The 12,348-nt window shown below is 32.9% G+C and carries 13 protein-coding genes; 4 read left to right on the forward strand and 9 right to left on the reverse strand.

Going from position 1 to position 12,348, the window contains the following annotated elements; translation table 11 throughout:
• The first annotated feature begins 65 nt into the window (after positions 1-65).
• Both EIG86_RS13430 and EIG86_RS13435 read left to right on the forward strand, forming a co-directional pair.
• Positions 66-329, forward strand: a complete 264-nt coding sequence (locus EIG86_RS13430; protein WP_127846695.1) for a DUF6364 family protein — start codon at positions 66-68, stop codon at positions 327-329.
• Positions 329-751 carry a type II toxin-antitoxin system VapC family toxin gene (locus tag EIG86_RS13435; RefSeq protein WP_127846696.1) on the forward strand — a complete coding sequence of 141 codons (423 nt, stop codon included), beginning with the start codon at positions 329-331 and terminating at the stop codon, positions 749-751. The genes EIG86_RS13430 and EIG86_RS13435 overlap by 1 nt, the downstream gene beginning before the upstream one ends.
• Positions 752-767: 16 nt before the next feature.
• Here the strand turns inward: EIG86_RS13435 and EIG86_RS13440 are convergent, their stop codons facing one another.
• From EIG86_RS13440 to radC, 8 genes are all read right to left on the reverse strand, one after another.
• Positions 768-4,178 carry a hypothetical protein gene (locus EIG86_RS13440; RefSeq protein ID WP_127846697.1) on the reverse strand — a complete coding sequence of 1,137 codons (3,411 nt, stop codon included), beginning with the start codon at positions 4,176-4,178 and terminating at the stop codon, positions 768-770.
• A gap of 240 nt (positions 4,179-4,418) precedes the next feature.
• Entirely contained in the window at positions 4,419-4,751 is a 333-nt protein-coding gene (locus tag EIG86_RS13445) for an MGMT family protein (RefSeq protein WP_127846698.1), read from the reverse strand.
• Positions 4,752-5,369: a LysE family translocator gene (locus EIG86_RS13450; RefSeq protein WP_127846699.1), complete on the reverse strand. Its 618-nt coding sequence runs from the start codon at positions 5,367-5,369 to the stop codon at positions 4,752-4,754. It lies immediately after the preceding gene.
• 3 nt (positions 5,370-5,372) lie between these two features.
• A complete protein-coding gene (trmB, locus tag EIG86_RS13455; protein WP_127846700.1) occupies positions 5,373-6,050 on the reverse strand; it encodes a tRNA (guanosine(46)-N7)-methyltransferase TrmB in 678 nt (225 codons plus the stop codon).
• A 100-nt stretch (positions 6,051-6,150) separates the two neighbouring features.
• Entirely contained in the window at positions 6,151-6,879 is a 729-nt protein-coding gene (locus tag EIG86_RS13460; RefSeq protein ID WP_127846701.1) for a hypothetical protein, read from the reverse strand.
• 1 nt (position 6,880) lies between these two features.
• Complete coding sequence (locus EIG86_RS13465; protein WP_127846702.1) at positions 6,881-7,555, reverse strand: YjjG family noncanonical pyrimidine nucleotidase; 675 nt, start codon at positions 7,553-7,555, stop codon at positions 6,881-6,883.
• On the reverse strand, positions 7,555-8,838 hold the full coding sequence (locus tag EIG86_RS13470) for a polysaccharide deacetylase family protein (protein WP_127846703.1): 1,284 nt from the start codon (positions 8,836-8,838) through the stop codon (positions 7,555-7,557). The genes EIG86_RS13465 and EIG86_RS13470 overlap by 1 nt, the downstream gene beginning before the upstream one ends.
• A gap of 3 nt (positions 8,839-8,841) precedes the next feature.
• A complete protein-coding gene (radC, locus tag EIG86_RS13475; protein WP_127846704.1) occupies positions 8,842-9,540 on the reverse strand; it encodes a RadC family protein in 699 nt (232 codons plus the stop codon).
• Positions 9,541-9,788: 248 nt separating this feature from the next.
• Between radC and EIG86_RS13480 the strand changes: the two genes are divergently transcribed.
• Both EIG86_RS13480 and EIG86_RS13485 read left to right on the forward strand, forming a co-directional pair.
• Positions 9,789-10,352, forward strand: a complete 564-nt coding sequence (locus EIG86_RS13480; protein ID WP_127846705.1) for an HNH endonuclease — start codon at positions 9,789-9,791, stop codon at positions 10,350-10,352.
• 6 nt (positions 10,353-10,358) lie between these two features.
• On the forward strand, positions 10,359-10,940 hold the full coding sequence (locus EIG86_RS13485; RefSeq protein ID WP_127846706.1) for an FMN-binding negative transcriptional regulator: 582 nt from the start codon (positions 10,359-10,361) through the stop codon (positions 10,938-10,940).
• A 1-nt stretch (position 10,941) separates the two neighbouring features.
• On the opposite strand, the gene EIG86_RS13490 is transcribed toward EIG86_RS13485, so the two are convergent.
• Entirely contained in the window at positions 10,942-12,297 is a 1,356-nt protein-coding gene (locus tag EIG86_RS13490) for a UDP-N-acetylmuramate--L-alanine ligase (RefSeq protein WP_127846707.1), read from the reverse strand.
• Between the last annotated feature and the right edge of the window lie 51 nt (positions 12,298-12,348).

Consider the following 12,348-nt stretch of genomic DNA (forward strand, 5'->3'; position numbering starts at 1 on the left):
AAAATATTTACACGTGTGATTAAACAAATTAGTATCTTTGTTGGACAATCATTACATTTTTAAAAATGAATACAAAACTCACTTTGACGATAGAACAAGATATTATCCAAAAGGCTAAAAAATATGCCAAGGATAAAAACAGAAGTTTATCAGATATAATCGAAAATTATCTAAAGGTTCTTACAAAAGAAGACAAAGCAAAATCCAGTCAAAACAACAATAACACATTAAATCCAGTTGTAAAATCTTTAAAAGGTTCTTTTAAAATGCCGAAGCAAATGGATTATAAAAAAGACCTTAGAAGCCGATTAGAAGAAAAGTATTTATAATGGACAAAGTTCTAATCGACATCGATGTAATACTGGATTTCTTTTTTGATCGTAAACCTTTTTCAGAATTTGCTGCTGAAATTTTGAATCGCTGTGAAGAGAAAACAATTATAGGATTTACCACACCAGTTATAATCTGCAATGTTTATTACTTATTACGAAAAACTGCAAGACATGAATTGGTTATAGAGAAAATCAAACAGCTTTTAAGCATAATTGAAATCACAGAAATAAATAAAATAGTTGTTTTAGATGCACTCAATTCTGAATTTAAAGATTTTGAAGATGCAATACAAAATTTTTCTGCAATTCAAAATGGAGAAATTGATGTTATTCTCACCAGAAATATAAAAGACTTTAAAAAAAGTGGTTTAGCAGTTTTGACACCAGAAACATATTTGAAAGGAAAAAACAACCACTAAAACTATAACTTTCTTTTTAAAAATAAGCTCTTAATTGTACACTTCCTGTATGAATTGTACTGGTTTCTTCACTTTTTCTACCAAAATAAGTCAGATTCAAGTCTAGAAAAGACGTAATTCTTTGTTGCAAAAAAAGCGACCAAGTGAAATTGTCATTCGGTTGCAAACCCTCCAGCATTTGGTAAGCTACCGGAGAAAGCGTGCTGCCTTCAAAATCATTTTTAATATAGTTTGCTTCACCAGAAATACTATATTTTTCGCCATTATTCAATGTAAAAGACAAGCCGAGTTTTTGCTGAGCCAAAGATTCCATATCGCCCAACTGGTTGTCTTGTGTGGACAGATTGTAAAATACATCAAAACGTTTATTATTCATCAAATATGAAATTTTAGGGTTGAAATTGACACCTTCAATCTCAAAATTTCTGTTTTCAAATTGGTCTGAAAAACTTTCTGAAGTGTTGAAGTCTTGCGTCAATGTAACCAACCAACTTTCCTTGAATTTATGTATAAATTTCAGCTCATGAAGTTGCGATTTGCTCTCTTGAATGCCCAAAACCGACAAATTTCGAGCTGAATTGGTAGTAAAATTATAAGAAGTTGTGAATTTCTGTAAACTTCTATTGAAAAAAATCACATTTCTAAAAGTATTATTTTCACCCAAAACTTCATTTTCATTACCACCAAAAGGATTCAAGTTCAATTCGTTACCATCTTTTCTGATTTTACGATCTATAGAAACAGAGGTTTGATTGTAAAACTTAGACATAAATTTCTTTAAACCTTCTTCATTTTGCCAAGATTGAAAGCTAAGCGTCATTTGCTGACTGAATCGAGTTTGATTGGTTCTGACAAAAATTTGATTCGGCAATAAAGTTCTGAGAAAAGTGGCTTCATCTTGAAATTGCGCAACTTCAAACTCATTCAACTCTTGAATTCCATTATCGTTATAATCAATCCAGGTGAATTGACCTTGCCCAGGTTCTACTTCTATATAGGTGAATTCTTGTTGCGCAATGCTACCACTGTTGGTTTCGTAAGTCGTGTTCAAATTGACAATTCTATCAAACAAATTTTGTGTATAAACCACTCTGGAATTCAAGGTAAATTCATCTGAACGATCGTCAGAATCAGGAAATTTTAGATTTCGTAAATTCGCAAAAAGCTTAATTCTGCTTTGTTTCGTATTCAAAATCTGAGAACGCACAAAGTAATTATTCGAGGTATTTACAGACTTCAATTGATTGTTTCTTAAACTGTCATTTTCACGATATCGGAAACCAACTTCAGCATAGACGTCTGTTGAATCGCCTACGCCAGTAAATACTTCATAACTAGAAAAACGCTGTGTTTTTTGAGTGAATTCTTCTGTATCGACTTGAAACTCTTCATTGTCTTCCATATTGTATTTCAAACCAGTCCAAAACGAGCTAAAATCATAGATTCCAGAAATTTGAGCTCTTGCAAATTCTGAGTTGTAAATATTGGATTCACTTTTCAAATAACTAGCATTAGCATCTATTCTGAATTTACTATAAATTTGTCTCAAGCTCACATTATGCTTTTCACCAATAAAATCTTCTGTAAATTCCAATCTTTGGAATCTGTATTCACTATTACTTTCAACATTATTTTGAAAATTAAATCCGCCATCCAAAAGAATTTGATCACCAGTAGGATTGAACAAATTCCAATCTCTGGTGAATTCAACATTGTAGAGGCGTTCTATACTGGTGAAAGAATCTTCAATAAAATCTAAGTTGCCAAATACAGTAAGTTTTCGAAATTCATTGTCAGACTGAAAAATTCTTTGGCTCAAATTCAACCTTGTTGCTAAACCTTGGTCATCACCTTGATCAATGTCCGAGAATAGGTTTTCATCATTGTCACTAGCAGCAATTTCAAACTGAATATCTGTGCTTTGCGAAGGCTGAAATTTTCCATTTAGCATTGCAATTTGGAGTTTTGTTGGCGCAAAAAGTCGAACTACTGGCGCAAAATTTCCTTGTGGTTGCCCGTTGATTGGCGGGATATATTCATAAATATTGGCAATTGCATTTTGGCTGGAAAGCACATAATTACCCTGATTTGCGCCTAAATTGGTAAATCTGACATTGAACAATTCATCTTCAGGATCATTCGAAAAGACGAAAATCTCTTCGCCCTGAAAGTTTTCTTTTTTATAAAGAATTCTATTTTCAGAATAATCTGCGGGAATGGCACTTTGTGCGAACATTTCTGCTTGATTATCACCAGCTTCTTCCAAAACCTGAACCTGTTCTTCCGATAAACTTTGCTGAAGTGGTTGGTTTTTCAAATCGTTTTCATTGTATAAAAATCCATTCAATTGTAGATTTTCAGAAATAAAACGAGAGCCAGCGGTGGCGACAATTCGGGAAAAATTTCGGTCAGAAACTTGATATTCTACAACAATTCGCATTTCTGAAGTAATCGGAAAAGTAGAGTTGAAAATAATTTCGCCCGCATTGTAATCGATGATGTAATCTTCATTTTCGCCTCGACTCAAACGTCTGCCATTGACAAACACAGATTCACTTCCAGAGACGATAAGTACAAATAATTCGCCATTTTGTCCACGCAATTTGTAAGGTCCTTGATTGCCTTCTTGCGCGGTCAATTCGCTTCTGGTAAATACGCCACGAACCAAAGCGCCAGCAGTATAGATTTCTGTTTGTCGCTCTGCGTTGCCAACATTTGCAGACAAAAATAATCCTTGTACGCGTTTGGTATAAGACGCAAAAAACGATTGGTTTTCTACTAAATCGATATCACCGGCACGGATTCGCCATTTTTCAGACTCCAGTTCAATAAAAATTTGATCAAATTCATCCAATTGTTGAGTGTATCCACCAGATTGCGACGGTGCGTTGTCATCTTGAATAGAGGCTTTCAGTGTAACATTTTCTGAAATTTTACCCGAAATCTGCAAATCCAATTCAGACCTGACCACGGCATTTTGATTATTTCCCACGCTGACTGCTCTAGAAATACTTCCGCTAGTATTCAGACCTTCAAACGGTGTGAATGCTTGGATTTGCTCTTTTTGCTGTAATTGATACAAATTGTCAACATTGCTATTGGAATTCATAATCAATTTTTCATCTAAGCCGCGATAAGTTTTAGTTAGAAATTCTGGATATTTCCTATAACTAACCTTCAAACTGTCGTGTTCAGCAATTAATTTTGAGTCTAGAATTAATATACTTTTGGCAAAATCGATTTCATATAAGGTAGAATTAATTGTAGTATTTTGAAGAGTTTCAATTTTGAAATTGAGTGGTACAATGCTCACTGAGTCTAGCTGAATGCTGTCTTGAGTTTTGATTTTTTTGGAAACAAGATTATCTTGTCCAAATATTAAATTTGTACAGAATAAAAATACAATACACAAGAAAAGACTTCTCATGGTTGTAAAACTAATGCATTAAACAAATATTTTAACTGGAAATAAAAAACTTGAATAAAGTTATAATGAAATATTAAGAAGTTTATAAAAACACAAAGCCTCAGATATTGAATCTGAGGCTTTGCTAATTAACCAATCTATTATGAAAAACTTCATCCTGACACAAATATAAAACTTATATCGAGTTTACAAAACACTTTTAATATTAATTTTTTACTAAATTTAAAAGTTTAAATTATTTCACTGATTCACAGCAGGTTCCCAAAGATGATTTTTGAAATTGATAATTTTGTCATCTATTATTTTCAAACCTTCTTCTTCCAAAAGTCTTTGCATGGTATTATTTCCAGGAAAATGATGTTTTCCAGTAAGAATACCATTTCTGTTAACTACGCGATGAGCAGGCAAATCGTTTTCCATTTTTACACACGCATTCATAGCATAACCGACAGTTCTAGCACTCTTTGGTGCACCAATAGATTTAGCAATCGCACCGTAAGTTGTGACTTTTCCTTTTGGAATTTCTTCAACAATTTTATAGACTCGACTAAAAAAATCTTGCTCTTCTGACATTTAATTTATTCTAAACAAAGCTATTATAATAAGTACAAGCATCAGTAATGCCATAAAATAATTGGAATATTTTTTAAAAACCGCAGTTTTGGTTTGTATTCGCATAAAAAATAGAACGTACAAATATAAGGTCATAAATGTGCCAAGTGCAGCAGAAATAGCAAAACAAACATCATGAACTAATGAAAAACTAAGTTGATATTTTGTACTTAATAATGTGCTAATCAATACAAAATAAGGAATTGGAAATACATTGAGTGCTGAAATTAGCATACCACTAAAAAAGCTCTTAGCTGAAGTTTTCTTTTTAATTGTTTTGTGAGTTTGCTTCCGATGAGCAGAAAGAAGAAAATATATCATTAGTAATAGCAAAATCACCACACCAGTCCGCAATAACATTGTCTTGACGTAAGGATGTGAAAAAATATATTTTGCCAACAAAACAGCTAGGAATGCTTGCAAGAAAACGATAATAGTCGCACCAACAGCCATCATTAAACCGTTTTTACGACCTTTTTCAATACAAGCTTTCGCCACGCTCATATTGACTAGACCAGGTGGAATGACACCTGCAAAAGCTGCAGCAAAAGTTAGCAGATATATTTGTGCTTCATCCAAATCTTATATTTTTAGTCTAAATTTTGTATAAGTAATTGACTTTCCTTCTTTCAAATATTGTGATTCATAAAAGGTTTGAATATTTACCACAACTTCTGGCGCTTGGTGATTTACATAAATATCATGATGTGCATAGATGATCTCGTAGCCTAAACCTTCCAAAATCCCGAGGGTGTAACCATGCATAAACTCACTATCAGTTTTGAGATGAATCAAGCCATCTGGTTTTAAGACTTGCTTGTATTTCTTAAGAAATTCGGGATTGGTCATTCTGTGTTTGGTTCGTTTCCATTTTATTTGCGGATCGGGAAAAGTAATCCAAATCTCATCTACTTCTCCTTCACCAAAAATTTGATCTACAAGTTCAATTTGTGTCCTTAGAAATGCTGCGTTAGTAATGTTTTCTTCCAAAGCAGTTTTTGCGCCACGCCAAAATCTAGCACCTTTGATATCTATTCCTAAGAAATTAGAATCAGGATATCTTTTTGCCAAACCAACGGTGTATTCACCTTTCCCACAGCCTAATTCTAAAATTAGCGGTTTTTCATTTTTAAAAAAATCTTGCTTCCAACGATTTTTATATTTAAATGTATCGTCAACGATTTCGGCCCGTTCTGGTTGAACAACATTTGGGAAATCTTCGTTTTCTTTAAATCTTTTGAGTTTATTCTTACTACCCACAGCAATTATAATATTTAAATAAAATTAACTAAAATTTGCGTTCAAGCAAAGACGCAACACTAATCTAAAGCTTGGTAACCATTAAAACATAGTGTAAGATCTATTTTACCTTTTTGAAAATCAAAGTCTGAATTTCGTTAATATCTTCATCCATATATTCTACAGAAAAGTCTCCATTCGGATTGAAATAGGCTGCACCATCAAAGCTTCTTGAATTGAATATAAAAGTGCCTTTGTCAGCATTTTTAAGTTCTGCATAATTGGTTTTTCCTTCGTCGGCTAGAAGTTTAAAACCAGATTTGGTTTTAATTAACCAATACTCTTCTCCTCCAAATTTATAAATTATTTTATTGGGATATAAATTTTCAGATTTTTCTGAAGAATCCGAATTCATCTTTAGTGCTTTATCAAATTTATAATTCAATTTTGAGAATGAATTAAAGGCATCTTTCAAAGCTTCTTGATAGGCTTCTTTAAAAGATTTTTTTCTACTAACTCCTTCTTCAGTTTCAAATACAACTTTACCAAAGCAATCTTTAAGTTTTACAATTACTTTTTTACTGAGAAAGGAATTCATTTCGTTTACCTCAGCAGTCAATGCTTGACAAGGGTTTCTTTGTAGCTGAAGTGGCTTATCTTCAACATCCATAAACACTTCAAAACCTTCATCTTGAAGTAAAACGCGAGTTAACACATTGAGTTGAAATTGATTTTGCTCCGATTGAAAATCATATTTCATCGGTACGATTACATATTTATATTCATTGACTTCTTGAGCCATGATTGACATTGAAGCTAAAATAATAAATATTGATAGTGCTTTTTTCATGTTATAATATTGTTTTTAAATCTTTGAGATTCTGTACTTGCCAACCTTGGTAATTTTCATCTTTTCCAAAGAAAATCGCTTCCATGCCAAAAGATTTTGCACCTTGAACATCAGCTTCTAAATTGTCTCCTATCATTATGCTATTGTTTTTAGAAACTTGTGCTGAATTCAAAGCAAATTCGAAAATAATTTTGTCAGGCTTTTTGACGCCAGCATCTTCAGATGTTGTTATGGTTTTGAAAAATGTATTGATTTTAGAATTACGAAGTTTTTTGTGTTGCACTTCTTGAAATCCGTTGGTAATAATGTGTAATTTATATTTATTTGAAAGATAAGCCAAAGTTAATTCTGCATCTGGAAACAGAAAATTATGATCTGGCAAATGCTTGATGTAAGCTTCAGATAGAGCTTCTACTAAATTTGAATCTGCTGAAAATTTAAGCACTTCAAAAGCTTCATTTAGCCTACTGAATCGCAAATCTTCTTTTAGAATTTTATTTTCACGAAATAGTTTCCAATATTTTGCATTTATAGGTTCGTAAACTCTTAAAAATTCGTCGAGTGGCAGATCTACAGCGTGTTTCTTAAAAATAGTTTCAAAAGTGAGTCCTGAATTTTTATCGAAATCCCACAATGTGTGGTCCAAATCAAAAAAGACATCCGTGATGTGTTTCATTATATCATTTCTTTTATCATGGCAAATATCGCGTTTTTACTGTATTTATCAGCAAAATCTGAATTTTCAAATACAAAATTCATACGACCATCTACAGATTTAACTGTTTTCTTCAAAGACTTCATTTCTTCAATCATCTTGTAGATATCTCTACCTTTCAACGCATTTCCATTGAGCACATAAGGTTGAATAATCAATCCTGAAACTTGTTCTAAGTTAAGATCGTAGAACTGAAATGAGGAACAGGTTCCAGCCCTAAACCCTATATTTTGTTGGTATCCCATGGAAAAATCTTTTGAAATTTCAAGTTTATTGAAATTCAAATAACCTTCAGGAAAATTCAACGGATAGTTTTTCACCAATACTTTCTCTAGATTACGATTGACTATACTTTCCCATCGGATTTTTTCTTTGGTTAAAATATTGAAACTAGACAAAGCTTCAAAACCTGGCAATAAGCCTAAATCACCGTAATCACCCATGGATTTGATGAGTTTATGATAGATTCTTTTATTGTAACTTATGCTTTTGCTATAGCGAGAATAATTACTTAATTGAAAGAAAAAATCAAGTTTCAATTTATTAGATTTTGCAAAATCTATCAGTTCATCATAAATATCGTACGGGTCTTTTTGAATGCGCGTTAAAGTTTTAAACCTGTCATAAATCGATTTCAATTTGAATTGAAAAAAATCACGAAATGAAGCTCCTATAAATCTTACAACACCACGATGTCTGTGAGCAAAACTTTCTGAAACCCCAATCAAAAATTCACTTTTAAAACGTCGTTTAGGAAATTTAATATCAGGGAATTTTTCTTCTAAAATCGCTTTCAATCTATAGGCCCACAAATCGACAACAGGTTGATTCAAAAAATCATTTTCATGTGCTAAACTCTCTTCAACTGGGTAAGAATCGACGTCATTTTTGACATGTGGTTGGTATTCTTCGTAGCGGGTGAGCAAATAAAATGAAGCTGAAAAAATATCGAATGGCAAATCACTTTCAGCCGAAATCCTAAAAAAAGCAGGCAAACCATTCCAATCTCCAACACTAAAATTCAGGTCATTGATCCCTTGTTCATCAAGAAGCCCAAATTTCTGAACGAAAACTTCGTTACCCAATCGCTTTTTTGCATATGAAAATTTAACACCATCGAAAGCGATAAAGTCTTCTACTTTGGTGCAAAATCTAACTTTGAAACCCAAAATTCTACCACAAATCTGTCTGAAAATATAGTTAATTCTTGGGGTTTGTTTTGGGATGTAAACTAAAATCTCCATAAGTTAAATTAAGCCTTCGTCTGCAAAGCTAAAGTAAGTTTTTTCTGTCACAATAATATGATCCAAAACTTTTATGTCTAGCAACTCGCCTCCATTTTTAATTTTCTGAGTGATTTGTAGGTCAGCTTGACTTGGCTTTAGAGTTCCAGATGGATGATTGTGCGCAAGTATGAGAGAAGTCGCTCCATGCTCCAAAGCATTTTTATAAACCAAACGCGCATCAACCATAGTTGCAGTTATTCCCCCTTTACTCAAAGGATATTTATGAATCACTTTATTAGAATTATTGAGCATCAAAACCCAAAACTGCTCGTGATTGAGGTCACCAATCAGGGGTTGCATAATCGTAAAAACATCTTTGCTAGAACTGATTTTTTTTAAGATCAAAACCTCTTCAGCTCCACGCCTGCGACCAATCTCTAAAGCGGCAACAATACTAATAGCTTTAGCTTCTCCAATACCTTTGAATTTTTGAAGTTGAGTAACATTCAGTTTAGCTATTTGGTTTAGACTATTTTTATAAAAATGTAAGATTCGTTTACATAAATCCACTGCACTTTCTTCTCGGTTTCCTGACCCGATCAAAATAGCTAATAATTCTGCATTACTTAAATTTTCTTTGCCCTTTAGCAATAATTTTTCTCTAGGTCGATCTCCTTCAGACCATTTTTTTATGGAGAAGGATTCTGAAGATTTTGTCATAATAGAAATTTGTCTAAATATATAGACAATCAAAATAATAAGCAAAGTGTGAAATTTAACAGACTGTAAATGTGAAAAAAACCTCTGAAAATTGAATATCTTACTGAAAGTGTTTTATTTTTCTGAATTAAGTGTATTTTTTTGCTAAATATTTGTTTTTAATATAAATTCATTTCAATTATTGTATACTGCTAACAGAAAAGTTTGTAAATTTGAAATGAAATATGAGATAATTAAATTTTTTTAAGATGAAACAAGAATGGAAAAAAATTGACACTGAAGGGCTTACCTTAAAAGGATACTACAAAGTATCCAACAAAGGTGGAGTAATCAGAGGTTACAAAGATGATTCTGAAATCAGAATTAATCCAAAATTGGTAAATGGCTACGAATGCATTTCCCTAAGAAAAAAAGAAAAGGACGACAAAGGCCGAAACCGGTCTAAGTTGGTTTACGTTCACAGAGCGGTGGCAGAATTGTTTATTGACAACCCAAATGACAAACCCTATGTGATTCACAAGGATTTCGATGTTCTTAACAATGATATTGAAAACTTGGCATGGGCAACCAATGAAGAGCGGGCGGCCAATAACTCAAAAAACCCTAAGATTCAAGCCTCTATCAAAAATGCTAGAAAACACATCAAGTACAAACTGGATGAGGCAAAGGTTAAAATCATAAAGAAAAAAATCTTAGATCCTAAGCGTAGAACGAGAATGCGAATTATCGCTAAACAGCACGGAATCTCTATGAGTCAGTTGTACCGAATCAAAAATGGTCAAAACTGGGCACATGTCAAAATTGACGAGTAATCGCAAATGACTTATTTGTCTAAAGATTTTATTAATAAGGATTGGCAAACTATTAGAAAGTTTATAAACATCTTTCCTTTAGCTAATTTGATAACGAATCATAATGACAAAATTTTCGTTGCTCACGTTCCTTTAGTTTTTAAGAAGGACGAGTTAATCGGACATATAGATAAAAGAAATCCGCAATTTCAACACCTTAATGATAAATCAGTTGAATTAATATTTAATGGAGGTGAAACTTATGTTTCACCTTCATATTTTAAAACTGAAGAATTACCCACTTATAATTTTGCTAAAGTTCACGTTTCTGGTCATGCGCATTTCATCAGTGAAAAGGCAATGGTTGAGAGTTTGATAGCAATGACATATCAGCTAGATCATAATTTTCATTTAGAAAGTTCCCATCCTAAAATCCCAATTTTGAAAAACTATATTCAGGGTTTCAAAATTCAAATCAATGATTTTCATGGTCGATTCAAAATGAGTCAAGACAAATCTAATGAACATTTTGAAATTGCTAAGTCTTTGATGGAAAAGCAACAAAAAGAGAATATGAATAAGTTTTTGGATTTAATTGTAAAAACCTAAGCTATTCCAACCAATTTTTGATTTCATCGAAATCTAATCCGCCATAATTTCCACTACTCATCAACAACAACACATGATTTTGAAAGTTTTTAGCTTTTAAAAATTCCTGAAAACTTTCAGGTTCGGTGAAAATTTTCAAATCATTTCTTCCGAAAGCCTCGAATATTTGTGTTTCTGTTAAAGATTCAAGTTGTTTTATTTCCAATGCTTTTGGAGAGTAAAAAACCACAGCTTCATCAGCTGCATTGAGTGCAGATTCGTATTCTTTAAGAAATTCAGCAGTCAAACTGCTATATGTGTGAAGTTCCAAACATGCGAGCAAAGTTTTATTTGGAAATTGTGTTTTCACTGCTTCTGTAGTAGCTTTTACCTTAGATGGTGAATGCGCATAATCTTTGTAAACAAAGGCTTTTTCAGTTTCAACGATAGGTTCTAAACGCTTGGAAGCACCCTTGAAAGTTGCAATAGCTTCATAGAAATCATCTTCATCTACGCCCATGTGTTGACAAATCCATTTAGCACCTGCAATATTTTGTAAATTGTGTTCGCCAAAAACTTCAATTGGCATTGGTCCTTCTGGCGTGTTCAAATAGGTTACGCCATCCTCAAGATGGTAATCTGGCGTCTTGTAAGGGTGTTTTCGTGTTGGCTTGTTGGTATTTTTAGCCAAATTTGACAGAATTTCATCTTCTTCGTTATAAACCAAAGTACTTCCGTTGGTCATACTTTCAAGGAAAATTTCAAATTGCTCAACATAATTTTCAAATGTTGGAAATACATTGATGTGATCCCAAGCAATTCCGCTCAATAAAGCAATATTAGGTTGATACAGATGAAATTTTGGCCTGCGGTCTATCGGTGAACTCAAATATTCATCGCCCTCTAGTAAAATAAAATCGTTTTCTTTTGTGAGATGCACCATATTATCGAATCCTTCCAGCTGTGCACCTACCATAAAATCCACTTCTTTATCATGGTAATGCAACACATGCAAAATCATAGAGGTAATAGTCGTTTTACCATGAGAACCACCAATAACTACGCGGGTTTTACGTTTAGCATGTTCAAATAAAAATTCTGGATAAGAGTAAATCTTCAAGCCTAATTCTTGTGCTTTTTTGAGCTCAGGATTATCAGGTTTGGCATGCATACCTAAAATTACAGCATCGATTTTATCATCGATTTTGTCTGGAAACCAACCAAAATTTTCTGGTAATAAACCTTTATTTTCTAACCTTGACTTCGATGGTTCAAAAATTTCATCATCACTTCCAGAGACTGCATCGCCTTTGTCATGAAGTGCTAAAGCCAGGTTATGCATGGCACTACCACCAATTGCTATAAAATGTACACGCATGAATTTGATTTTTTACAAAGATAATTTTTTTAGATAGCAAAAACCCTTATT

The organism is Psychroflexus aestuariivivens, assembly GCF_004010055.1.
Classification (GTDB): Bacteria; Bacteroidota; Bacteroidia; order Flavobacteriales; family Flavobacteriaceae; genus Psychroflexus; species Psychroflexus aestuariivivens.